At 40.7% G+C, this 24,881-nt stretch carries 19 protein-coding genes; 10 read left to right on the forward strand and 9 right to left on the reverse strand.

The window, feature by feature from the left end:
- The first annotated feature begins 37 nt into the window (after positions 1-37).
- The 7 genes from FMM05_RS16730 (at position 38) to FMM05_RS16760 (ending at position 6,594) form a co-directional block, all read left to right on the forward strand.
- On the forward strand, positions 38-745 hold the full coding sequence (locus FMM05_RS16730) for a hypothetical protein (protein WP_143374567.1): 708 nt from the start codon (positions 38-40) through the stop codon (positions 743-745).
- Between the two features lie 163 nt (positions 746-908).
- Complete coding sequence (locus FMM05_RS16735; protein WP_143374568.1) at positions 909-1,628, forward strand: hypothetical protein; 720 nt, start codon at positions 909-911, stop codon at positions 1,626-1,628.
- 88 nt (positions 1,629-1,716) lie between these two features.
- A complete protein-coding gene (locus FMM05_RS16740) occupies positions 1,717-2,136 on the forward strand; it encodes a response regulator (RefSeq protein WP_143374569.1) in 420 nt (139 codons plus the stop codon).
- A gap of 27 nt (positions 2,137-2,163) precedes the next feature.
- Complete coding sequence (locus FMM05_RS16745) at positions 2,164-3,795, forward strand: PAS domain S-box protein (protein ID WP_143374570.1); 1,632 nt, start codon at positions 2,164-2,166, stop codon at positions 3,793-3,795.
- 147 nt (positions 3,796-3,942) lie between these two features.
- Entirely contained in the window at positions 3,943-4,857 is a 915-nt protein-coding gene (locus tag FMM05_RS16750; RefSeq protein ID WP_143374571.1) for an alpha/beta hydrolase, read from the forward strand.
- A gap of 9 nt (positions 4,858-4,866) precedes the next feature.
- Positions 4,867-5,682, forward strand: coding sequence for a hypothetical protein (locus FMM05_RS16755; protein ID WP_143374572.1), 816 nt, complete (start codon positions 4,867-4,869; stop codon positions 5,680-5,682).
- 342 nt (positions 5,683-6,024) lie between these two features.
- Entirely contained in the window at positions 6,025-6,594 is a 570-nt protein-coding gene (locus FMM05_RS16760) for a Crp/Fnr family transcriptional regulator (RefSeq protein ID WP_143374573.1), read from the forward strand.
- Positions 6,595-6,671: 77 nt separating this feature from the next.
- On the opposite strand, the gene FMM05_RS16765 is transcribed toward FMM05_RS16760, so the two are convergent.
- Complete coding sequence (locus FMM05_RS16765; RefSeq protein ID WP_143374574.1) at positions 6,672-7,535, reverse strand: alpha/beta fold hydrolase; 864 nt, start codon at positions 7,533-7,535, stop codon at positions 6,672-6,674.
- 225 nt (positions 7,536-7,760) lie between these two features.
- On the opposite strand from FMM05_RS16765, the gene FMM05_RS16770 reads away from it, so the two are divergent.
- Entirely contained in the window at positions 7,761-8,396 is a 636-nt protein-coding gene (locus tag FMM05_RS16770) for a DsbA family oxidoreductase (protein WP_143374575.1), read from the forward strand.
- Between the two features lie 105 nt (positions 8,397-8,501).
- Here the strand turns inward: FMM05_RS16770 and FMM05_RS16775 are convergent, their stop codons facing one another.
- The 3 genes from FMM05_RS16775 to rbfA form a co-directional block, all read right to left on the reverse strand.
- Complete coding sequence (locus FMM05_RS16775; protein ID WP_143374576.1) at positions 8,502-9,926, reverse strand: MATE family efflux transporter; 1,425 nt, start codon at positions 9,924-9,926, stop codon at positions 8,502-8,504.
- Positions 9,927-10,100: 174 nt separating this feature from the next.
- Positions 10,101-11,306 carry an ABC transporter permease gene (locus FMM05_RS16780; RefSeq protein WP_143374577.1) on the reverse strand — a complete coding sequence of 402 codons (1,206 nt, stop codon included), beginning with the start codon at positions 11,304-11,306 and terminating at the stop codon, positions 10,101-10,103.
- Between the two features lie 5 nt (positions 11,307-11,311).
- Entirely contained in the window at positions 11,312-11,704 is a 393-nt protein-coding gene (gene rbfA, locus FMM05_RS16785; protein WP_143374578.1) for a 30S ribosome-binding factor RbfA, read from the reverse strand.
- Positions 11,705-11,959: 255 nt separating this feature from the next.
- Here rbfA and FMM05_RS16790 point away from each other — a divergent pair, with 255 nt between their 5' ends.
- Both FMM05_RS16790 and mce read left to right on the forward strand, forming a co-directional pair.
- Positions 11,960-12,853 carry an SDR family oxidoreductase gene (locus tag FMM05_RS16790; RefSeq protein WP_143374579.1) on the forward strand — a complete coding sequence of 298 codons (894 nt, stop codon included), beginning with the start codon at positions 11,960-11,962 and terminating at the stop codon, positions 12,851-12,853.
- 13 nt (positions 12,854-12,866) lie between these two features.
- Positions 12,867-13,277: a methylmalonyl-CoA epimerase gene (mce, locus tag FMM05_RS16795; RefSeq protein WP_143374580.1), complete on the forward strand. Its 411-nt coding sequence runs from the start codon at positions 12,867-12,869 to the stop codon at positions 13,275-13,277.
- A gap of 90 nt (positions 13,278-13,367) precedes the next feature.
- Here mce and thiL read toward each other — a convergent pair whose 3' ends face one another.
- From thiL to FMM05_RS16820, 5 genes are all read right to left on the reverse strand, one after another.
- Positions 13,368-14,426, reverse strand: coding sequence for a thiamine-phosphate kinase (gene thiL, locus FMM05_RS16800; RefSeq protein WP_143374581.1), 1,059 nt, complete (start codon positions 14,424-14,426; stop codon positions 13,368-13,370).
- A 270-nt stretch (positions 14,427-14,696) separates the two neighbouring features.
- On the reverse strand, positions 14,697-16,142 hold the full coding sequence (locus FMM05_RS16805) for a hypothetical protein (RefSeq protein WP_143374582.1): 1,446 nt from the start codon (positions 16,140-16,142) through the stop codon (positions 14,697-14,699).
- A gap of 91 nt (positions 16,143-16,233) precedes the next feature.
- Positions 16,234-18,030, reverse strand: a complete 1,797-nt coding sequence (lepA, locus tag FMM05_RS16810; protein ID WP_143374583.1) for a translation elongation factor 4 — start codon at positions 18,028-18,030, stop codon at positions 16,234-16,236.
- 563 nt (positions 18,031-18,593) lie between these two features.
- The gene (locus tag FMM05_RS16815) at positions 18,594-21,263 is read right to left on the reverse strand and encodes a T9SS sorting signal type C domain-containing protein (protein ID WP_143374584.1); all 2,670 of its coding nucleotides are present in this window, start codon (positions 21,261-21,263) and stop codon (positions 18,594-18,596) included.
- Positions 21,264-21,537: 274 nt separating this feature from the next.
- On the reverse strand, positions 21,538-24,810 hold the full coding sequence (locus tag FMM05_RS16820) for a T9SS sorting signal type C domain-containing protein (RefSeq protein ID WP_143374585.1): 3,273 nt from the start codon (positions 24,808-24,810) through the stop codon (positions 21,538-21,540).
- Positions 24,811-24,881 lie beyond the last annotated feature (71 nt).

The following is a 24,881-nucleotide window of genomic DNA, read 5'->3' on the forward strand; positions in this document are numbered from 1 at the left end:
ATTTGCGAAAAAAAATTAGAAACCAAATTTTAAATCTATGATTAAAAATTACCTTACGCTTATTATAGCACTGATCTCATTAAGCACCTTTTCTCAGGACAGAGTTAATGCTACTGTACCCGCAATTGATGCAGTTGCCAATGGAAAGTTAACAGAAGCAACCGGATGGATTAAAAACGATGATGGGAAATGGGTTTCCAGAAAAAATAAAATCCCGGCTAACAAAATTGAAGAATTTAAGTCTTTAATTGATTATGAAGCGGATGGCCTTGGGGAGAATAGGGAAAATTTTATTTATATTGAGCATCGAAATATAAAAATAGCAGATTCATCTTACACTATACTTATCAAAAAATTTAAAGATGGCTATTACAAGTACGAATCAATAAGCCAAGGTTGGGTACCGCAAAATAGCCTAATCTATTACGTGTTTAAAACTTCGGAACTGGATAAGCTAAAAAATCTCGAAGCCGATAAAACCCATGCAATAAAAATTAAAACTATTTATAGCAACTTCATTCTCTACCTTGACCCAAAGTCTTCTTTAAATACGGTTGCAAAAGATCTTTATAAAAAAATATCAGATAATTATAACATGTACGACTTGGGGGTATATCTAAAAGTCTACAAAGGCAACGTTCGTTTTATAATTCAGAATTTTGAAGAGTACCTACCTCAGGATTTAGAGAAAGCGTACTACGAAACGCCGATTGCAAATTTTGAAAAACTTTTTAAACTCAAATAATCATATGCCCACCACTCAGGTGGGCATTTCTAATTTACAATTAACATTACTTTCCACTTAACAAAATATTAGTAAGAAATATTTTAAGCAGCATAGTTATTTATTTGTTAAATAAATTATATTTGTTTTAGCAAATTACAATCTAATTTTTTGGGGAAATACAATGAAGAATCTCTACCTCTTGTTTATTTGTTTTTTAACTACTACTATTTTTGCACAGGGCAGCATGACCGCTCCGCACTCTATAAATATCGGTTCTGTAGCAAAAGGTAAAATGTGGGATGTGTACGGCTGGCTGCAAAATGATACCGGAAAATGGATATCGGGCCGCAACAAAATACCGGCTAACCTTGCCGCCCAGTTTAAGAATCTTTCTGATTTTGAACAGAATGGCCTTGGCGAAAATGGCGAAAACTTTACCTACATGGAGTTGCGCGACATTACCATTTACGATTCGCTATACACCATCCTTATAAAAAAGTACAAAGACGGCTACTACAAAAACCCTGCCTACCACACCGGTTGGACCCCACAAAATAGCATTACCTATTATGTTTTCAGGACAAATGAACTGGAAAAGCTTAAGGGCCTTGATAAAAACGAGCTTTACAATATTAAGATAAACACTTTGTATTGCCGCACGATACGCAATATAGACCCTAAGTTTAGCACGGTAAACATTGCACAGGACCTCGCAAAGGTTATTAGTGGTGCCGAGGCAGCGCCATTTAAAGAAGACCTCATGGTAACCCTTAAACTTTATAAAGATAATGTACGTTTCCTTATAACTACCTGTGTGAGTTATACCGCGCCATTTGACCTTATAAAATATTACTACGAAACCCCAACCGAAAACTTTATTAAGCTCTTTAAACTGGAATAGATTTTAGATTTAACAACTGTTTAACTATAATAGCTAAAATTTTGGGAAGTTAAAGCAGTATATTTAACGATTAATTTATTATCCTAAAATGGAAAAACACATTTGTTTCCTTATTGATGATGATGAAGATGATCGCGAGATATTTACAATGGCTCTTGAAAACGCCAATGAATCGTACACTTGTGTAGAGGCTATTAATGGCAGGGAAGCTCTTAAACTGCTTGCTAAGGACACCGCTTTTAGTCCCAACTTTATTTTTATCGACCTTAATATGCCGTACCTTTCGGGTAAGGAATGCCTTCAACAATTAAAAAAAGACAGCCGGTTTAGCAATACGCCCATAATAATGTACACTACATCTTCTTACAGTAAAGATATAGAGGAAACACAGCAGCTTGGTGCAGCTCATTTTTTAGTAAAACCGTCGGGCATGGCTGTACTTATAAACGCACTTACTAAAGTTTTAAATAACGAGCCGCTGCCGTACTACCTTGATTACAGCGAATAACTACTATAACTTAATAAATACTGCACAATGGAAAGCATACAGCCACAAGCCTACAGCCCCTTTGGTATCCCTGAATTATCGGGGAACGATGGGCAGGGCAGTATAGAACTGCTTCCTACTGCAATTTATAGTTGCGATGCTAATGGTGTAATAACATCTTTTAACAAGGCTGCCGAAGAACTATGGGGACAAAAACCCAGGCTCGGCGATACCATATGGTGCGGGCAGGTTAAGATTTTTAACCCGGATGGTAATGAAGTACAACCCGAGTTTTGCCCTATGGCAATAGCCCTTAAAGAGCAACGTGCAATTACAGGTGTAGAAATTATACTGGAACTGACCGATGGCAAACTGATTAATGTACTACCCACCGCAACCACGGTGTATGATGCATTAGGCAATTTTGCCGGTACCATAAACATGCTGGTTAATATATCGCACAAAAAAAACGAAGAGCTCTTTAGCGAGTTAAAATACAAGTCGGTATCTGAGGTATTAGAGCGCAAGGTGGAAGAACGCACCCTGCACCTGAAACAAAGCGAAGAGCGTTACCATAAAATGGTAGACGAGGTTCAGGATTATGCCATTTTACTGCTTGATCCCGAAGGCACTATCGTGAACTGGAATAAAGGTGCCGAAAAGATAAAAGGCTATACTGAAAAGGAAATTTTAGGAAAGAATTTCAGAATATTTTATCGTGACCACGACCGCGAAAGCAAGCTTCCGGAAACACTAATTAAGCAGGCACATGATACCGGCCGTGCCATGCACGAGGGTTGGCGACTGCGCAAGGATGGCACCGCTTTTTGGGGTTCTATCGTGATAACCGCTTTGCATGATGATGATAACAATATAATAGGCTTCAGTAAGGTTACCCGCGACCTTACCGAGCGCAAACTGGCCGACGAACAAGTGGCGATGTATGCAAAAGATATAGAGTTCAGGAACAGGCAGCTGGAGGAATATGCCTATATAGCATCGCACGATTTACAGGAGCCTTTACGAAAAATACAGGTTTTTGCCGAGTTGCTGGAAAACAATATTACTAATGAGGGCGCAGCCCGCCGCCACCTCGACAAAATTAATATGGCAGCCAAGCGAATGACGAGCCTTATTAAAGATGTACTCAGATACTCCCAGCTATCGCGTGCCGATGAGCTTTTTGCCGAGGTTGACCTAAACACCACTTTTGAGGCTATAAAGGAAGATTTTGACCTGCTTACACACCAAAAGAGTGTTACCATAAACCATGGCAACCTGCCCACCATATACGGCATACCCATACAGCTTAACCAGTTATTCTCTAACTTGCTTAGCAATGCCATAAAGTTTAACAACGGCGAGCCGATAATAGAAATTTATGCCAACGAGCTTACACCCGAAGCTACAGCAAATTATCCGCAATTAAACAAGCTGCACCGCTATACGCGCATAAGTTTTAAAGACAACGGCGAGGGCTTTGACCAGCAGTATGGCGACCAGGTATTTAAAATGTTTAAGCGCCTTAGTACCAATCCCGGTACAGGCATAGGGCTCGCACTCTGCAAAAAAATTGTAGAAAACCACAGCGGCCATATAGATGTTGTAAGCGAAACGGGTAAAGGCACAACTTTTACTATTATACTCCCTATACAAAATATACCCGATGTGGTTTTATAGTGCAATGTGCTAAAATATACCGGTCAGTATAATTTTTTTGGTTTAGGACTATGCCCAAGTTAAATATACCGATTGGTATAATCTAAGTAGCCTCTCTAAAATATTATTAGTATTTTAGTGCTTTCCAAAACATCCAAAGCCTCTCTTATGAAAAAAAGTTTACTGACACTACTTGCCTTTTTTGCGCTGCACATTGCCATTGCGCAGGAATTTAAAACCCTTACCTATTTTGTAAACGACACTACCAAACTGGAGCTCGACCTGTTTTTGCCAAAAACAAAGAGCAAAGATAAGCTGCCCATGCTAATACACGTGCACGGTGGTGGGTTTTCCGGTGGTAAGCGCGAAGACGGCCACCACATAGCCAAATACGCTGCGGGTCAGGGTTATGCAGCAGCTTCAATAACCTATACATTATACATGAAGGGCAGGAAATTCAGCTGCGATGGTATCCTTACCGAGAAGGTAAAGGCTTTCCAGATAGGTGCTAACCAACTATGGCAGGCAACGCTATTCTTCATCAATAATGCCGAAAAATACAATATAGACTCTTCTAAGATATTTATTTCGGGTAGTAGTGCCGGTGCCGAAACCGCCCTGCATGCCGCTTTTTGGGATAGGAATATAATGGCACTGTATCCTCAAAAATTGCCTGAAAGTTTTAAGTATGCAGGTATCATATCGGGGTCGGGTGCCCTTATGGATGTTAACCTTATCACCAAACAAAACCTCATTCCGGCTTTATTTTTTCACGGCAGCTGCGACCGCACCGTGCCTTACGGCACCGCTGCCCACCACTACTGCCCTACCAACTCCAGCGGGTGGTTAATGCTGTTTGGGTCATATTCTATTTACAACCATATAATCGGGTTAAACGGGAGTACGCATTTGTACACCTATTGCGGTGGCGGGCACGAATACAGCGATGAGCTTTTTGCCAAGGGCCAACAGCAAATTGTGGATTTTATGAATGCCGCCCTTAAAGGCGAAAAACAACAGGCACATACCGTTATTACCACTGGTAAGCCTTGCAAAACCGGCGATTACGATTTTTGTAAATAAACTACACTGATGAAGAACCTCGTTTCACTGTTAAGCTGTATTCTCGCTATGAGTTGCGGTTCTGATAAAAAAGAAACCAACCGGCCGGTAGCTGATACATTGAACACAGAAAGCCTTAAAAAGCAGTTCCTGCCTGTAATACAGGGTGTATGGGTAACATCGGATTACATTAATGACATAAGGCAGAACAAATCGCCTTATAAAGCTTACGAAAAACTTAGTGGCGCGGCAGCAATTGTAATAAATAGCGAAGCATCCGATAGCCTTGTGGCCGGAATAAGCTTTAACAATCATGAGGGCAGCAGCCTTACGATATATTTTAAACCGGGACATACACCACATAGCCTGCTTACCGATCATAACATTTACGAAAGCAGCGATAGCTTTGAATTGGCCTATACTATTACCAAAAACGATACGCTGCTCTTTATGAACCGCTATACTGCGGCTGGTAAATTACTACAATCACGATCGTATACCCGTGTGAGCACTAACACGGCTCATGATAGTATGGACTGGGGTATAGAGCAGGTAGTAAATGCTGAACTCCTTGCAGGTACGTATACCGTAGATGGCACTAAGCCTGCCATTACGGTTACTTTTAACCAAAATGGTACGGTTACGGGTTTTGAAGATTTTACAACCTATTTTGTTGGGACTGATTTTGCCGTAAACGACCCCGATGAACTGCCGGGCAATGACTATATCTATTTTTATAAAAAGGGCGACGACCTCAACAGCATTTCTTACGACTTTAAAATTAAAGCCGATACCCTTGTACTTAACCACAGTGGCTCACATTATAAACTGGTAAGGAATCGATGATGTCGAATAACAATAGCACACCTATTAAGAACATCGTATTAAGACAGGGTGCCATCTTTTTGGCTTATCTTATACTGTGCTCACTGTTTTTATTCAATCATTCGGGTGGAGCAGATATGGCATTTATTGCTTTTATGGTAATTTGTGTTATACTGCATCTTATAATACTGCTCATCTTAACAATAGTACAACGCAATAGTTTATCCCCAAAGAGATATTGTCTTGAAGATGTGCTGGCACTTATTATTATAGCGTTTATATTCGGATTGTTATACGGTTATTATATTGATTTTATGTGGTGGCTTAGTCATCGTTTAAAGCATTTCTATTAAAATAGGATTTATGTTTGAGATATTTGAAAAGTACATTAGCCAGAAGGTTGAAATTTCGAGTGAAGAGCTAAAAATAGTTCAGGAAGCCAGCAGTATAAGAAAATTGCGCAAAGGGCAGTCTATACTGCACGAGGGCGAAGTTTGGGCCATAACCTGCTTTATCGCTTCGGGTTGTTTCAGGCTGTACCGTTATGACAAAGAAGGCACCGACCATACTGCCCGCTTTGGAATACAAAACTGGTGGATAAGCGACCAGGAAAGCTACAACCACCAAAAACCATCAGAATATAATATTGAGGCACTCGCGGCAAGTACCGTGATTGTATGGCCAAAACAGGCATGGGACAATTTACTGGTAACCATTCCTGCTATGCGCAAGTTTAACGAAGAACTGCTGGCAAGAGGTTATGAAGCCAGCCAAAGGCGCATCTTCTCACTAATTAGCCATACGGCTTCAGAAAAATATTTAGACTTTCAGCAAACTTACCCCGGGGTTTTTAATAGCGTACCATTGCACATGGTGGCTTCTTATCTGGGTATTTCCCGCGAAACCTTAAGCCGTATACGGGCGAATTTATAAACCGTTAATAACTACTACTATATGCAAAAGCCCTTTACTTAAATTGTAAAGGGCTTTTGCAGTATAAGGTAACTAAATTATTCTACACCTTCAAGAAAGAGCGATACCTGGCTTATAAAAAGATTGGGGTACTGGTACAACGCACCATGGTTAGAGTCAGGATAAATTATAAGATGTGCATTGGGCAGGTTTTGCTGTAATAATACCGAATTTACAGTAGGGAAAATGATATCACTATCTCCACTCACTACCAGCGTAGGTTGTTTAATGAGTTTAAGATAGTCAAAATTACCGCGGTTTATTTGAGACCATCCCGCTATGGCAGTTGCCTGAGCAGGCGCTACCTTATCGGTAATGTTACTGTCGCGATCTACAACCCTTTCCCTTATCCTGTTTAAAAATTGGCTGCCCGCTTTTTGGCTTGCCGCCGATGGCGTAAATAAGGTTTCCAGCAAAAGTTCATCGGGTTGGTTGTATTCTTTTTCAAACATTGCCCAAACTTCAGGGCTAAAAGTTTCAATATCCCGCACGCCACTTGGTGCAGTACCTACAAGTATAAGGCGGTTTATTAGCTCTGGCCTGTTTAGTGTAATTTGCTGTGCAACCATACCACCCATAGAAAAGCCTAACAGATCAATTTTTTCAAGTCCCAGCGCATCAATAAATGCAATAGCATCTTTGGCAATAGCGGCAATACTATCGGGTGTTTCGCCTCCTGTACCGGCAACGCCCCTATTATCAAAAATAATTACTTCGCGGTTTTTAGAGATACCATCCAGCACATAAGGGTCCCAGTTCTCTAAAGTACCTGTAAAGTGTTGCAGTAATACAAGGGGCAGGTTTTGTTTTTTACCAAAACGGCGGTAAGCAAATGCGGTTCCGTTAACATCTGCAAATTGTGTAGGTACGGTAAGTGCTGTAAAATCAGTGCTTGTTTTCATTTTGTTTTTTATTATGGTTTATAACCTTTGTTAAATACATCAGCTTATATGCTGAAATTCTTTTACAAAGTTGGCGCTAAACCCAAACTTAAGACCAAGCCATATGACACAAAATGGCGTTGACATTTGTCACATTTTGATTCCTTTATTTCCTTACTATACGATAGTAAAGGACTCACCACCTGTATTTTTGTTTTACTACCTTTGCATACTTAATTTATTACCATGAAAATAGAGATCTGGAGCGATATAATGTGCCCGTTTTGCTACATAGGCAAACGCAAGTTTGAGGTAGCCCTGGCACAATTAGAGAGTATAGACAATATAGAGATAGAGTGGAAAAGCTTTTTGCTTTCGCCCGATATGAAAACGGATGACACTAAGAACATTCACCAGTTTTTAGCAGAACACAAAGGCATATCGCTGGAAGAAGCTACGGGGCTAAACGATAACGTAGCGCATCTTGCTGCTAACGTGGGGCTTGAATATAATTTTGATAAGACTATACCCGCCAACAGCTTTAATGCCCACCGCCTTTTGCATTTTGCAAAACAGCACGGCAGGCAGCAGGCCGCCGAGGAGGCACTTTTTGCCGCCTATTTTACCGAAGGCAAAAACATAGATGATGCACAAACACTGGTAACCCTTGCCGCGACACTTGGCCTTGACGGAAATGCCTTTGCCCAGGCTATGGGTGCAGGAGCCTATGTAGAGGCAGTGCTTGATGATATTAATGAAGCACAACAATTGGGCGTTCGTGGGGTTCCTTTCTTTGTTTTCGACAGGAAGTATGCGATATCAGGCGCTCAGGAACCGGCTGTATTTTTAGAAACGCTGGAAAAAGTTATGAGTGAGGTATAGTAAAAGTAATATGGCATTTGCTTTACGTAAAGCAAATGCCATATTGTTATTTTATTTCAAGTTTTATCAATCTTATACAGACGCATAGCAATGCGTCTCTACACTTTAAACCGCAATCCTTTTCCACCTTCCCTTTCTAAACAGGATAAAGCTGGCTATGCTCATACAAGTTTCGGCAATGGGTATGGCAAGGAACACACCTGTTGGCCCCAAGTTAAACTGCTTGGCAAGCAGGTAGGCCATAGGTATCTGGAACAGCCAGAACCCAAAAAAGTTGACCCACGTAGGCGTTTTGGTATCGCCCGCGCCGTTAAAAGCATTAATGAGTACCATCCCTATACCGTAAAATATATAACCCGCGCTAAGTATCCGTATGGCTTTAACAGCAATATCGTGCACATCGGCATTATTAGTAAAAAACCACATGAGCGGGTCGGCTGCCAATAAGGTTATCACCATAATGATTCCCATATAAATAACATTGAACTTTGCCGTAACCCAAACTGAACGCTCAGCACGCTCTTCCTGCTTAGCCCCTAAATTCTGGCCTACCAGCGTTGCAGCGGCACCGCTCAGCCCCCATGCCGGCAACATAAAGAACATCATAATACGCAACGCGCTTTGGTAACCTGCAGAACCCTCATCACCACCTGTTGTAGCAACCAGTTCGGCTAAAAATATCCAGCTGCACGAGGCTATTACAAACTGCAATACGCCCGGTGCGGCAATTTTTACCAATACTTTTATCTGCTCCATATCCGGAATAAAATAGGATGCTACCACTTTTAGCATGCCTTTGCCATTAAACAGGTTGTATACCTGGTACAACACACCTATACTGCGCCCGATAGTGGTTGCAATGGCAGCGCCGGTTAACCCAAAGGTGGGTATCGGGCCAAAACCGTTTATAAAAACCGGGCAAAGGATTATATTAAATATGTTGGCTATCCAAAGGCTTTTCATGGCAATGGCTGCATTACCCGCCCCACGAAAAATACCGTTAAACAAAAACAACAACATGATTATAAAGCTGCTGCCCATCATGATCTGGATGAATGGTGTACCATATTCTGCCGAAGCCTGAGAGGATCCCATTGCTACTAAAATATCGGCTGCGAATATAAAGCCCACTACAGCAAGCACTATATTAACACCTATTGCCACTATTATGGCCTGCATACCGGCTTTGGCCGCAGCCACAGGGTCTTTTTCGCCCACACGGCGTGCTACTGTAGCAGTAGCCGCCATACTCATACCTATGGCAATGGAGTATATGATGGTAAGGACCGACTCTGTTAACCCCACCGTTTGCACGGCAAAGCTGCTGTTTTCTAAATGGCCCACAAAGTAAAGGTCTACCAAGGCGAAGACCGATTCCATCATCATCTCCAGCATCATGGGTATGGCAAGCAGTAGCACCGCACGGCGAATGCTGCCCGTAGTAAAATCTATGCTTTCGCCGTTTAGCGATTGTTTTAGTAATAAGAAAAAACGTGATACGGCACTGGGGGATTTCCCTGTTTGTGTCATGATATGTTTGGTTTGAAAAATTAATGAATAGTACTACAGGCACAGGTGTTGCGCCTTATGGTTTGCGAAGAGAGGTGTCCTTTTTATTAGCGGGTGCGGACAGCAAATACTATCATATTCATAAAAATGAATAACAAATATAGCAGAATTTTTTAAGGGGGAGTGACTTTTTTATTAACTTTCTAACAACGCCTCGCCAACCCTTCCGGCAGCAATGCGCGAAGCTAAGATACCCAGCGTGAAGATGGTAAGCACTACGATAACCACATTTTCAAACAGTAATTCGGCAGGATAAGCCATTGTAGGGGTTATCATGAGGAGTGAGAATTGCTGTTGCAGGATCACGATAATTATAGCAAGCACCAACCCGAAAGATGTGCCCAAAGCAGTTATAAAAATACCCTGATAAAAAAAGATGCGGCGGAGTGTTTTAACCTCAGCACCTAAACTATAAAGGGTTTTTATATTCTCTTTTTTATCAAGTATCAACATTATAAGCGCCCCGGCAAGGCAAAATAGTGTAAGCACTACCACAAGCGAGCAGAACAGGTAAGTAACCAGGTTCTCGGCATTCAGCATTTTGTAGAGGGAATCATTTAGCTGTGCGCGGTTTTTAATGGTAAGCTGGTTCTTAAAAATAGCCTGCAATTTTTCATTAACGTCAGCTTCGTTAGCCTTTGGCGCAAGCTTAATTTCTATAGCGCTGTACTGGTTGGGTTTGTATTGCAGGAGTTGCTGTGCGAGGTCTATACTACAATACACATATTGATTATCTATATCCTCGTTAATAGAATAAATACCCACCACCATTAACTGCTCTTTGTTAAAGCCCTCCTCGGCGCTATCAATAGTACCCTTACCGGCTTTGGGCACAAAAACCTCAAGGGCACGGTTAAAGTCGAATAACCCCAAAGAAAGTTTCCTGAAAACACCGGCACCGGCAACCACCTGACCCGTGTACATTTTTAGCCAGCGGGTGCCACCTAAAAGGGTACTGTCCATCTGGGTTACCTTATTGTAAAGGGTGTCAACCCCTTTAAGGTAGGCCACACAGCCTTTATCTTCATAGCTAAACATCACACGCTCCTCAGCTACGGGGCTAAAAGCGGCAATGTCTTTAATATTTTTAAGCTGTTTTTCCTGATCTGGGGAAACCATGAACCACTTGCCTGTTTTAGGCAGGACCTTAAGGTCGGGATCGGTAGTATTGGCGAATGAGAGGCTAAAATCCCTCAGCCCGCTAAAAACTGAAAGTATAATAAAAAGGGCTGCCGTACTTACAAAAATACCCAAAGAGGCAATGCGCGTAATAATATTTACGGCAGTGCTCTTGCTGTTGCTAATGGTGTAGCGGCGGGCTATGTAAAACGGAAAGCTCAATAGATTTATAGTTTCTTACGCCTGTCTAAAAGCTCAGGGTTAGTAATTGGGTTGTTTTCGCCCGTAAGCTCTTTGTCCAGTTTTTCCATACGGTCCAGGCTGTCATCAAGGTAAAATACCAGGTTAGGCACTTTACGCAGTTGCAGTTTTACACGTTGCGAAAGGTCGTGCTTAATAAGCGGTGCATTGCTTTTTACCGCGTTAAGTATTTCGCCGCCCCTCTCTGTAGGGAAAACGCTAAGATATACTTTTGCAATAGAAAGATCTGTAGTTACCACCACTTTAGATATAGAGAGTACCAGGTTGCTCACGCCGTTTTTGCGCACTTCGCCCTGTAAGATATCTACAAGGTCTTTTTGCAGGAGTCCGCCTATTTTTTTTTGCCTATTTGTTTCCATCCTGCAAAAATACTCAAAATTTTAATCGTTTGGGTTTTAAAGTTCGGGCTTTCAAAAGTTAGTAGTGGTATGTGTTGGGAAAAGTTTAGGGATTGGAAAGTGTAGTATAAGTAAAACTTCCTCAAAGATGTAATCTTTATTGAATAATATACCATTTAGTTTTTTCATATAATTCACACCCCACTATCAAAAATTATTGATAAATTGCAGATACAAACAAGCATAAATTATCAATTTTTGAAAATCAGTTAACCAATGAGTACTCAAAAACAAAACATATTAATTATTGGCGCTACGGGCCAGGTTGGGTTAAAAACTATTGAGCTTTTAGAAAGTGTACAAGACGATAGCATCCAAATAATTGCAGCAGTGCGCAGTACCGAAAAAGCAAAACAATTTACCGAAAGGGGGATTGCTTCTGTGTTAATCGACCTGAATAACGAGGCTACATTTACCAGAGCTCTAAAAAATGTTAACCGCCTGTTTATAGTAACGGGTTACACGGTAGACATGCTTAGGCAAAGCAAATCACTTATCGATTATGCTAAAAAGAGCGGCGTGCAACATATTGTTCACCTTGGCGCCTGTGGAAGGGATGATACCACCGTGGCCCACTGGGCATGGCACCAGCTCGTTGAGCGCTATATAGAATGGGCAGGCTTCTCTTTTACACACCTTCGCCCTGAAACATTCATGCAAAATTTACTAAGTTATGGTGGTGCTCCGGTTATTAAGAATGGAATCATCATTCAATATGTTAAAGATGCCCGCAAAAGCTGGGTAGATGTTAACGACGTTGCGGCCGTGGCGGCACAGGCGTTATTAAAGCCCGAAATTCATAACGGTAAGACCTACCGTCTGAGTTACGATGCCAAATCCTACTACGATATTGCCGACCTGCTTACTGAAGCTATAGGCAAGCCGTTTAAGTACGTACCTCACCCACCTGAAGATTTTTTAAAAACGATGAAAGCTAACGGTGCCGATATGGCGTATATGGATTGTGTGTACAAGCATTACATCCGTTATGCAGAAGGATCGATTCCCGGGGCTGATGATGTGTTTGATAATTTTTATGAAATTACCGGAAAACAGCCAACCCGCTGGGCTGATTTTATAGAAAAGCACAAAGAGGCGTTTACTTACTAAACTCAGAGTCCAAATGAGAAAAATTGAGCACATTGGCATCGCTGTAAACAGCCTTGAAGCATCTAATACTTTATTTGAAAAACTGCTGGGCACACCTCCCTATAAAATGGAAGAGGTGCTGAGCGAAGGTGTGAAAACGTCGTTCTTTATGAATGGCCCGAATAAAATTGAGCTCCTGGAAGCCACCACGCCCGATAGCCCCATTGCCAAATTTTTAGAGAAAAAGGGGGAAGGCATTCATCACATAGCATTTGATGTAGAGGATATTACGGCAGAAATTGCCCGTCTTAAAGCCGAAGGATTTACCGTGCTTAACGAAACACCAAAAAAAGGCGCTGATAATAAGCTGGTTGCATTTTTACACCCAAAAGGCACTAATGGTGTTTTGGTAGAGCTTTGCCAAGAAGCGCCGGAGGCGGTTTAAAATTGTTTAAAGTTTCAGGTTGCTTACTCGAATGGCTATTGCACATGAGTGGCAACCTGAAACCTGAAACTTTAGACCTGAAACTAAAATTTACTCTTCGCTTTCATTTTGCAGCGCGTTCCAACCTCTTGATTTTAAAGGTATTTTGGTATTGGCACGGGTAATAAGGTGGATACCTTCGCTTTCCTGGGTCATGTGACCGATTATGGTAAAGTTAGGGTTGCCTTTTATCTTTTCGAAGTCTTCCATTTTAATGGTAAACAACAGCTCGTAGTCTTCGCCGCCGTTAATAGCCACGGTAGTAATATCAAGGTTAAATTCCTCGCATACGTTAATAAGCTGCGGGTCTACCGGAATTTTCTCTTCGTATAAATTACAGCCCACACCGCTTTGCTTAGCAATATGTATAATTTCAGATGATAACCCGTCCGACACATCAATCATGGCCGTAGGCTTAACATCAAGCGCTTTTAAAATCTCTTTAATATCCCTACGGGCTTCCGGTTTAAGCTGGCGCTCAATCAGGTAACTGTAAGCATCCAGGTCGGGTTGGTTTTGCGGATTTACCTGAAACACCTGCCTTTCGCGCTCTAAAACCTGCAGCCCCATGTAAGCAGCGCCCACATCTCCGGTAACCACTAAAAGGTCAGTACTGCCGGCGCCATTTCGGTAGGCAATAGCATCGGCGTCAGCCTCACCAATAGCGGTAATGCTTAAGATCATCCCTTTTTGAGACGATGTAGTGTCGCCACCCACAATATCTACGCCATATATCTTTGCAGCAAGCTTAATACCGTCGTACAGCTCATCTAACGCCTCCACCGGAAAACGGTTAGACACCGCTATAGAAACCGTGATTTGTGTTGGCACAGCGTTCATAGCATAAATATCGCTTACGTTTACCACAACTGCTTTATAGCCAAGGTGTTTAAGCGGCATGTAGGCAAGGTCGAAGTGCACGCCCTCCACCAACAAATCGGTAGAAACCACCACTTTTTTATCTTTAAAATCAAGCACGGCAGCATCATCGCCAATACCTTTAAGGGTACCCACATTGCTTGTTGTAATATCGTGGGTAAGGTGTTCTATAAGTCCGAATTCGCCAAGGTTGCCCAGGCTGGTACGTTGCTGGTTTTTATCTTCTATCATGAGAGTTTGTAAAGTCGTAAAGTTAGAAAGTCAGAAAGTAGCAAAGGTACTTTAAAAGTTACAGAGTGACAAAGGTACAGAGCAGCTGGTTTTTAGGTTAAGACGTACTATATCCGTCGAAGTCATTGCGAGGAGGAACGACGAAGCAATCTCACTTATAGCTTAGGTTATGTTTTGCCATGCCGGAGAATAGTAATAGAGTTACGAGTGAGATTGCTTCGTCGTTCCTCCTCGCAAAGACGGCGGGTGAAAAATGTTGTGTATTATTAGTTACGCTTTAAACTTTCTGAATGCCTGTATCATTTCGTAAATACCAAAGGCAATGAAGATTTTGCCGAGGAAAAACACTATCCAACTAAAGCCATTATTAAGATATTGCCGCTCCATAAAAGGACTGTAAAAGTCCGTTACCAAAAAGAAACGGAACAACCCTGAGGTAAAGCTTTGGTTATCATTATTCAAATTTAAAGCTACATAAAATTCAATGAAATACAATACACTGAACCAAAAAACTCCACTTAAAACAGTAAAAATTAATGCTCTTCTCCAGCTATGATCGAATCCCGTTGACAATTTCGTTGCACCTAAAATAAATTTATCTTTGAAACCTCTTTTCCATCCCCATCCTAATTCCTGGTAATAAGCAGATAGTTCATAGGCTCTAAATCGATTATAATCTATTTTATTCTCAGTTTTTTGAAGTTGTTGTTTTATTGTTCGTATAGATTTTCTGTTACAAAAGTTCAAGCTATCTATTTTGATTTCATCAAAAAAAGCAGCTTTTTCAAAAATTGTTTTATCAAGATTAATAACACTTAACTTCGCAGATTGAAAAGAACATATATCTGCAAACGTAGTAACAAATATATCCAAAAAACTAATTTGTAATCTTTCGAAATCTGCATCTTCATTAAAGTTACAATAATAAATTTTTAAGCTTGTTTCACAATCATTTCTTAGATTCCTAAAACTAATTGTACCGTTAAAATTACATCTATGGAACACGCAAATTCTGTTAAACATTGCACTGCTAAACTCAGTTTTTTCAAAATGATTATTATAAAAAGTAGTTGATTTAAATCTTTTACTTTTCAATTTTTCAGAATCATATTTAAATTTAGATTGAAAGAATGTCGTTTCACAAAGAAATTTATTGTCTTGAAAAAGTACGTTGTGAATGTTAGATTGTCGAAAGGAAACTTTTTTAAAACCATCATCATTATTTGATGATCCTAAAGTGTTGTTATGAAAATTAAATTCGCCCTTACCCATATATACATTTTCAAAACGAAAAACATCAGAAAATTCACCTCCTCTAAAATCAAAAATAGTATTTAAGATAGGGACATTTTTATTCTTCAGATCATAACTAAAATTAAAATCTTTAATTTTTGACTGAAAGTTTTTAAATGATTTTAGTGAAAGCTTCTCTATTTCTAAAGTTTCTTCAAACCATAACATATCTAAATTACAGTTGAAAATTTCTACCTGACATTTAAACGTACATTCTAAAAAATATAAGCCTTTATCAGGCTGATTAATATGTTCAATTTTTAAAACTTGGCCCGTAAATGAACAATTTGAAAATCTTATATTATAAAGTAACTCTACTGGAAAAATAATATCATTTTTCCCAAAATTGAAAATTTCGTCATAGAACTCTTCAGCGGATTTTAGTTTGGTGATAAATTCCTCGCTGGTAATATTCTGCTTCATAATTTTTAAGATTTTAAATAAATCTACAAAAAAACCCGGCACATAAGTACCGGGTCTGTTATCTATCTCTTTTATCTAAAAATCTAAAAGATTAGTCATTCAATTTAAGTACCGCCATAAATGCCTCTTGCGGAATCTCTACGTTACCTACCTGACGCATACGTTTTTTACCTTTTTTCTGTTTTTCAAGAAGTTTACGCTTACGCGAAATATCGCCACCGTAACATTTAGCGGTAACGTCTTTACGTAAGGCCTTAACGGTTTCGCGGCTAATAACCTTAACACCAATAGCGGCCTGAATAGGAATATCAAACTGCTGACGCGGTATAAGTTCTTTAAGCTTTTCGCACATTTTTTTGCCAATGTTGTAGGCGTTGTCTTCGTGTATCAGTGCAGATAATGCATCCACAGGCTGTGCATTTAGCAATATGTCAAGACGTACAAGTTTTGAGGTACGCATGCCTATAGGCGAATAATCAAACGAGGCATAACCTTTAGAAACCGTTTTAAGGCGGTCGTAAAAGTCGAATACGATCTCGGCCAACGGCATGTCAAAGTTAAGCTCTACACGCTCTGTAGTAAGGTAGGTCTGGTGGGTAATAATACCACGTTTTTCTATACAAAGGCCCATTACGTTGCCTACAAAGTCAGACTTGGTAATGATGGTAGCTTTAATATACGGCTCCTCTACATGGCTTAGTTTGGAAGGCTCGGGCAAATCGCTCGGGTTGTTTACAATAAGCCCTTTTTCAGGTTCTTTTTTAGTATAGGCAAGGTACGATACGTTGGGTACCGTAGTAATAACCGTCATATCGAACTCACGCTCTAAACGCTCCTGGATAATTTCCATGTGCAGCATCCCTAAGAAGCCGCAACGGAAACCAAAGCCCAGTGCTGCCGAACTTTCCGGTGAAAATACTAACGATGCATCGTTAAGCTGTAGTTTTTCCATCGAGTTTCTAAGCTCTTCATAATCTTCGGTATCAACCGGGTAAATACCCGCAAATACCATTGGCTTAACATCTTCAAAACCACTTACCATATTTTGCGTAGGGTTTTTGGCATCGGTAAGCGTATCGCCCACCTTAACCTCTTTAGCCTCTTTAATACCAGATATAAGGTATCCAACATCTCCTGCCCCAACAACCTGTTTAGGAACCTGGTTTAGTTTAAGCGTACCAATTTCATCGGCATAATATTCGTTACCGGTAGCCATAAATTTAATTTTCTGGCCTTTGGTAATTTTACCATTTATTACCCTGAAGATAACCTCTATACCACGAAACGGGTTATAAACCGAGTCGAATATAAGTGCCTGTAATGGCTCATCCGGGTCGCCTTTTGGCGCCGGTATACGCTCTATAATAGCCGCTAATATAGCCTCTACGCCAAGGCCTGTTTTACCACTGGCCGGTATAATATCTTCGAGTTTGCAGCCTAAAAGGTCTACAATATCATCGCTAACCTCTTCCGGGTTGGCGCTTGGTAAGTCAATTTTATTTAGCACCGGGATAATTTCCAGGTCGTTCTCTAACGCAAGGTAAAGGTTAGATATGGTTTGCGCCTGTATGCTCTGGGCAGCATCTACAATAAGCAGTGCACCTTCGCAGGCTGCAATACTACGCGACACCTCGTAGCTAAAATCTACGTGTCCCGGGGTATCTATAAGGTTAAGTATATACTCCTGCCCCTTATAGGTATACTCCATTTGTATGGCATGGCTTTTAATGGTAATACCGCGCTCACGTTCCAAATCCATGTTATCAAGCAGCTGTGCCTGGCTTTCGCGTTTTGTAACCGTTTGGGTAGCATCTAAAAGGCGGTCGGCCAGCGTACTTTTACCGTGGTCTATGTGGGCAATAATGCAAAAATTCCTAATATGCTTCATCTTCTTCGTATATCAATTTCGTTGGGCAGCTTGTCCTGAGCCTGCCGAAGTGGAGGCTTACCTGTAAAGGCAGCTATTAATCGGCAAATATAGTTAAAGTTAGCGAGTTGCAAAGCTATGGCGTAAACTTACTTGTAGCAACGCAATGCTTTGCGTTTCGCATCCTGATTAATAAAATGATATTGTTTCCTAAAGACGCAAGGCATTGCGTCTCTACCATAAAAAAATACCTCAGCGTTTACACATTGGAGCATTTAATAAAAAGATATATATTTTTAGTTTTAGATGCCAGGTACATAAAAAAACAGTGCATATGTGGGAACTCACATGCACTGTTGTTAAATAGCAAGGTATTTATTAATCATATTTAAAACGTGTGTTTATAAATATGTAATTCAAATGTAATAAAAAAAATCTAATTAACTAAAAATCAATACATAAATAATTAATCAGATCATAAATAAAATAATATTGACTCACTTACTGAGTTTATTGGAGAAATCATTAAACGTAAAAAGCACATGCAAATGCATGTGCTTTGTTACTGATTTAATATAAGGCGTTTATAAAATTATCTTCTTAGCTACACGCCCTTTTTCGGTATTAATTTCTACAATAATTACTTCCTGTTGAATTTTAAGACCGCTTATGGTGGCGTTAGTATTATTAATGTCTGACTGGCCATACAATTTCCTTCCGCTAATGTCGTAAACAGTTACATTATTCATAATCGCTGTACCACTTGTAATGTTTACAACCCCGTCTTTTTGGTAAACAATTACGCTATTAGCATCAAATGCAAACTCATTAGTATCAAGTGCCTGTTGAGGCATGTATAGTATTTCGAATCGGTTTGCAAATGTACCTGCATCTGTAGTAAAAGTGTAGGCACCTTCACTAAGATTATGTGTAGCATTTAGTAAATTATCTTTTATAAAAACATCTTGGCCTTGTGCAAATACGCCATCAAAATGGTCTAACGCTATTGTAAATTCACCGGCAGCAATGGCTTTATATCCCATAGCAACAACATCAGACGATGTAAAAGCCGGCCTTGCCTGTATAGCAAGATTTTTGTTTGCAACGGTAGTATATAGTTCGGTACTACCATTATCTGTTAGCCTTGCACCATCATAACCATAATCTAAACCTGTGGTTGCTCCATCTATATAAGCAATAGCAGTCTGGCTAAAGCTGCCCGCACCTTTAATATTTACCCATAAGCGCGATGCTGTAGCAGCGTTATTTTGGGCACCTTTAAAGAATGACTGGTTACCGCCTGCCGCAGCTGCCCTTCTCATAGAATTATTAAATGTTAACTGTCCTGTAGCGTCCTCTTTTGCCCTTACAATAAATCCCTGCCCGGCAGATATCATCCAGTTGGCATTGTCATCATTTATATCGTAGTACATTGACTGGTCCTGCCCGCCATACATATAACCCTCGGTGTCTTCGCCGGTTGTTTCAGATGTTGCAGCATTTGCCACAAGGCCAGCCATTGTTAAAGTACAATAAGTAGAAACAGCACCGTCGTTTTTCTTTCTCCACATATAAAACCCTGAAAGCGAATCAAGCACGCCTGCATTTTGCTCAAAAAACTCTTTAACGCTTATAGGTGATGGGTACGGGTTACCAACTGCCATATACCTGTTACCTAATGTATTTGGCGTAACATTAATAGTACCGTTATGTGGGGTTCCGGTAAAATTACCCTGATATGAGTGTGTATCAGTACCGTCATAATAACCACCTGTTGCAGTACCTGTTATAGAGTTAGGCATACGGATAAGGTAAGCTGTTGCAGGCTCAAAATTTTGAGTAAGATCGGCCAATGTAGCATATTGGTCTGATGCGCCATCGTAAGTATAAAAGCGGGTTGACACTGTAAAAGGAGAAAATGTGCCTATTGGCTGGCCACTAACTGGTGATGACCACATAGTATAATCTAACCTGAACAATGGGTTGCTGTTCTTTTTAACTACCACAAGTCCTGAATTGTTTACCTCGTCGTCCTGTACTAACGCTGCATTGTTTTGTATAAGCAGGGTTGCGCCATCATCTACACTAACATCTTTAGATACATTAAGTGTTGCGCCGGTAGTAACGGTAACCGATGCACCTTCATCTATAGTAAGGCTTTTTGCAAGTGCAGTTGCACCTGTAATTACAGGCTGGTAAGCCGGGAACGATGGTATTATAACGTGCTGCTCTTTAGTAGGCACCATGCTGCACGACCAGTTGTCGGCAGTATTCCAGTCGGTATTGTCTGCACCTATCCACACAAACACACCACTAACGGTAATACCAACAGTATCAGAATATACAACTCCACAGCTATTGCTTGTTACCTGTGCCCTGTAATAGGTAGAGCTAACCAGCGCCGGTGTTGTGTAGCTACCTGTTGTAGCACCGGTACCGCCTGTAACATCCTGCCAGTTATTAAGTCCATCAAGCGATTGTTGCCACTGTATTGTGCCGTTGTAGCCTGTTAGTGTTACAACAACTGTTTCTCCCGGACAAATAAATTCATTGTCAGATACCGTACCCGCGGCTGATGCTGTAACCGTAAATGCCACAACGTTAGAAGTCACTTTTGCGCATTGATAGCTTGCAGGATAGGCTTCAACATAATAATATGTGGTACCTGCATTATTTACAGCCGGCGAATAGCTTGATGCATTGGCATTAGCTATAAGTGTACCTCCTGTATTGCTATCGGCTGATGCTGATGCATACCATTGGTATTGTGTATATGCACCCTGTGCCTCTGCCTGTATAAATGAGGTTACGTTAAGGCAGGTAGTTACGTCATTTATAGGTGCAATGGTTGTGTTAAGATAGGCATCGTTTGTATATTGTGCGCCAGATAGGTCTACAATCATGCAACGATAGGCAGCGGCATCATTTGCCGTAATATTAGTGATAGTAAGCGTTGGGGTATCTGCGCCGCTAATGGCACCTCCATTAGATAACAGCACACCGTTTTTTTGCCATGAGTACACGGCTGAACCGGTAACATCGGCCACGACCGTAAATTGTGCAGATTCCCCTAAACACGCAGCAGCAGACTGCGGTTGCGTTACAATTTGCGATGCAATTGATGCAATGGCCGGGAAGCTATTTTTTGAATTAGAAACAAGATGGGCTTCAGAGTTTGATGCGAAGCCTGCCGCAGGTACTTGTAGTAAGGCAAGTAAAACACAGCTTTTCAGTAAGGTAATTTTTGATTTCATGTAGTAATATTTTAGTTAGGCAAAGGAAGCTTTCTAAAAAAAAATATTTTGTTGTATTGAAGTTAAACTATGTTAACACCTATTTTATAGGGTGTTATTTAACTAAATACGCCATAATATCTTAAAATATTACAAATTCAATAGTTTCAATTTTTCTTACTTAAATTATGTTATGGCATTAGTACAGTTTGAACAAATACAGGGCTTTTACAGCATAAACAAAAAAGCACATGCCTGGGCATGTGCTTTTCCAAAAATTGAATTATTGAGCTGCTTAAAAAATTATCTTCTTGGCTACGCGGCCTTTTTCGGTATTAATTTCAACAATAATTACTTCCTGCTGTATTTTAAGCCCGGAAATTATGGTTTCGTTAGCATTTATTTTAGATGCGCTGTATAGTTTCCTGCCGCGAATGTCATAAACCGTTACGTCATTTAATAGGGCTGTGCTGCTTGTAATGTTTATAGCCTCTCCATTTTTGTAAACTACCACATTGTTAGCGTTTAGCGTTACTTCATCTGTACCAAGTGTTTTTGCAGTGCTGTATACTACTTCAAACCTTTTATTAAATGTACCTTCGGCCGATGTAAATGTATAATCAGATGCTGTTAAGCTTTGCGTGGTACCCAATACTTTATCTATAAGGAATATTTCCTGTTCGTTAAACACACCATCTTTACGGCTAAGCGATATAGTGTAGTTACCGGCAGCTGTGGCTTTATATCCCATAGCAACAACATCAGTCGATGTAAATGCCGGCCTTGCCTGTATGGTAAAGTTATTGCTATCCTGCACAGAGTAAAATGCCAACGGATCGTTATTTGCAAACACAACACCATCCCTGCCATGATCTACACCTAAGGTAGCTGTACTGCTGTACACAAGCGCTACTTGGCTAAAGCCAGAACTTCCTTCCAGGTTAAGCCAAAACCTTGACCTGTCGGTATTATTATTTGCAATATTCATGTTCTTAAAGAACTGGTTGTTGTAAATGGCGCCCCTTCTCATGCTGTTATCAAAGTTTACAACAGGGTTTGCAATATCTGCCGATTGTACTAAGAAGCCCTGGCCAGGGTTAATAACCCAGTCTTCGGGAGCTACATCGTTATTAAAAAAGTCGTCCCAAATTTTACCGCCAAAGGCATCCTCACCCGGGTTACCTCCGTCTGCATTATTGTACACATAAGCATCGCGTGTTAAAACTGCATATGATGATGCCAGGTAATTGTTTTTCTTCCTCCAAAAATATAATGCGGTAGTTGGTGCAAGGGCATCCTCATTAGCATCAAAAAAGTCCTGAACATTTATTGGCGATGGGTATGGGTTACCAATAGCCGTGTAGTGCAGGTTGCCCTGTAACGGATATGTTATAGGCCCATTATTAGGCACACCTGTAAAAGATCCTTCAAAAATATGGGTTTGAGTACCCGCATAATACCCGCCATAAATAGATCCATTTATAGAGTTTGGCATACGTATAAGGAAACTCTTACCAACCGGGAACGGCTGAGAAAGGCTACCTACATTTATTACGTTTATGTATTGCTCTACATAATCTCCGTTTTGATCAAAATTGCCGTATTGGTAAAAACGGTCCTGAGCGGTAAATGGAGAAAATGTGTTTAACGGCTGCCCCGTTACCGGAGATGACCACAGGGTATAATCGAGCCTGTATAGAACAGAACCTTTTCTCTTTACCGTTACGTTGCCTACGTTAGCTTCATCAGTCTGCTGGATAAGGTGAGCGTTATTTTGCAGCGTAAATGTACCCGATACAACTTTAATATTATGCTCTACCGTTACAAGATTTTCTGATGGGATGTTTACCACAGCGTTGTTGCTTACCTCTATCCTACATGCAGTAATATCGGCATCAACATTGTAATTACCAGTAAAGTAAGCAGTCGTGGTAATATCAGGTGCGCCATTGCTCCATGCAGTACCATTCCACGTTGTGCCTTTAACAGTAAGTACAACAGGTGTACTGTTTACATTTGCATACGTAAAACGGCCCACTACTGCCCTGATGTAAGTAGTCTCGGTTAACGCACCTAAAGAAGATCCTGTAAGGGTAGGGGCGGTATTAACAATATCTACAGGATTTGTAAATTGCGAATCTGTAGCTCTTTGCCATTTTATAATATTACCTGTATAACCGGATAATGTAAGGTTGCCTGCAAGTAAACCGCTACAAACACTTTGCGCCGATGATATGGTACCCGCCACGGGTGGCGCCTCTACTACAAAAGTGCTGCTGGCAGATTGCTCTATACCATATATATCGGTAACTTTTACTGTGTAAGTATAGGTGCCCGGAGTATTAAATGTTACTGACGCTGTATTTGTGGTTGATGATACGCCATTACCCGTCCATGTGTAGGTATAAGGCCCTGTACAGCCTGTAACGGTAGCAGTAAGCGCTACTGTTGAGCCTACCTGAACCGAAGTTCCCGGTGTAAGCGCAACACCAAAATTAGCCCTGGTAACGCCATATACCCGCAGTTCCTGAGGCAATAAACCTACGTTTGCAAGGCTTGTATACCTAATTGCTATCCTGTCTATCTCTACACCCGGGCTTATGCTAAATGATACCGGATTGCCGGTAGCAAAAGCCTCGGCAAGGCCTAAGTACAACAAAGAAGGATCTGTTAGCGGTTTACTGTACACAGCTGCCGATCCCTTTAATCCTATGATACGGATGTTGCCAAGCACACCTAAATTAACAAGACTGTTAGAAACCTGTAATTTAATGTTGTATTTATCTGTAGCAGCGGAAGTTCCTTCAAAATAAACAATTTGTTGAAGGGCCTCGCCCACAGCCAAAGTACCTAAATTAATAGAAGAATAATTTGTGGTATTGCTATCTATAGCATAATTAGCATTAACCACGTTACCACCTAAAAGGCTTGTAACACTAATACCTTCGTAGCTGGTATAATTACCCAGCGCGCAGGAGTTTGCACCGGTAACATAAAATGCATCATACACATCAAGCCAGCGTGTGGCAACAAGCCCACCAAGTTTATTATTAATCCTGATTCGGTTATAGTCAGCCGTTGGCGTAACCCTAATAAAGTAGTCGCCGGCACCGTTTTGTACTATCCTTAATGCCAACGTACCGAAATTAGTACTTGTAAGCACCGGTGTAGTACCGTTACTTGCAATTACCTGCAAATACTGGTCGCCCAATACAATACCAAGAACATCATCCAGCAAGTTGCCAAGGTTACCACCTACAAGCGCTTTAAGCTGATCTGTTTCCTGCATATTTATTTTAATATACGCAGGGGTGTTTGCAGGAACAGTTCCCGGAAACTGCAATTCAATATGTCCCTCTACTGTTACAACTACATTTGTAGTGTTAACGCGTGCCCGTGTAGTGAGGTTTTGGTCTACCGCTTTAGCGGCATTCTCAGTACTCACAGCGCTTACGTTGTTCTGGCTGCTAACTGTTGTAGCATATTGTGGTGCCTGTGCATAAGCATTAAAACCACAATAAAAAGTTGCAATTGTAAAAATTGCTTTGAAAAGTCGTTTTGCTCTCATAATTCATCTTCAATTAGTTACGAGACAAAATTAACAGGAGCTTAACAGGCTATTCAGGGCAAAATATAATT

The sequence above is a fragment of the Flavobacterium zepuense genome, from assembly GCF_007097145.1.
Classification (GTDB): Bacteria; Bacteroidota; Bacteroidia; order Flavobacteriales; family Flavobacteriaceae; genus Flavobacterium; species Flavobacterium zepuense.

Bases quoted from the DNA above. Each gene is read 5' to 3' on its own strand.
- FMM05_RS16760 (WP_143374573.1), top strand. From the start codon at position 6,025: ATGTTTGAGATATTTGAAAAGTACATTAGCCAGAAGGTTGAAATTTCG.
- FMM05_RS16775 (WP_143374576.1), bottom strand. From the start codon at position 9,926: ATGACACAAACAGGGAAATCCCCCAGTGCCGTATCACGTTTTTTCTTA.
- FMM05_RS16735 (WP_143374568.1), top strand. From the start codon at position 909: ATGAAGAATCTCTACCTCTTGTTTATTTGTTTTTTAACTACTACTATT.
- FMM05_RS16815 (WP_143374584.1), bottom strand. From the start codon at position 21,263: ATGAAATCAAAAATTACCTTACTGAAAAGCTGTGTTTTACTTGCCTTA.
- FMM05_RS16740 (WP_143374569.1), top strand. From the start codon at position 1,717: ATGGAAAAACACATTTGTTTCCTTATTGATGATGATGAAGATGATCGC.
- FMM05_RS16790 (WP_143374579.1), top strand. From the start codon at position 11,960: ATGAGTACTCAAAAACAAAACATATTAATTATTGGCGCTACGGGCCAG.
- FMM05_RS16755 (WP_143374572.1), top strand. From the start codon at position 4,867: ATGAAGAACCTCGTTTCACTGTTAAGCTGTATTCTCGCTATGAGTTGC.
- FMM05_RS16805 (WP_143374582.1), bottom strand. From the start codon at position 16,142: ATGAAGCAGAATATTACCAGCGAGGAATTTATCACCAAACTAAAATCC.
- FMM05_RS16820 (WP_143374585.1), bottom strand. From the start codon at position 24,810: ATGAGAGCAAAACGACTTTTCAAAGCAATTTTTACAATTGCAACTTTT.
- FMM05_RS16745 (WP_143374570.1), top strand. From the start codon at position 2,164: ATGGAAAGCATACAGCCACAAGCCTACAGCCCCTTTGGTATCCCTGAA.
- thiL (WP_143374581.1), bottom strand. From the start codon at position 14,426: ATGATAGAAGATAAAAACCAGCAACGTACCAGCCTGGGCAACCTTGGC.
- lepA (WP_143374583.1), bottom strand. From the start codon at position 18,030: ATGAAGCATATTAGGAATTTTTGCATTATTGCCCACATAGACCACGGT.
- mce (WP_143374580.1), top strand. From the start codon at position 12,867: ATGAGAAAAATTGAGCACATTGGCATCGCTGTAAACAGCCTTGAAGCA.
- FMM05_RS16750 (WP_143374571.1), top strand. From the start codon at position 3,943: ATGAAAAAAAGTTTACTGACACTACTTGCCTTTTTTGCGCTGCACATT.
- rbfA (WP_143374578.1), bottom strand. From the start codon at position 11,704: ATGGAAACAAATAGGCAAAAAAAAATAGGCGGACTCCTGCAAAAAGAC.
- FMM05_RS16770 (WP_143374575.1), top strand. From the start codon at position 7,761: ATGAAAATAGAGATCTGGAGCGATATAATGTGCCCGTTTTGCTACATA.
- FMM05_RS16730 (WP_143374567.1), top strand. From the start codon at position 38: ATGATTAAAAATTACCTTACGCTTATTATAGCACTGATCTCATTAAGC.
- FMM05_RS16765 (WP_143374574.1), bottom strand. From the start codon at position 7,535: ATGAAAACAAGCACTGATTTTACAGCACTTACCGTACCTACACAATTT.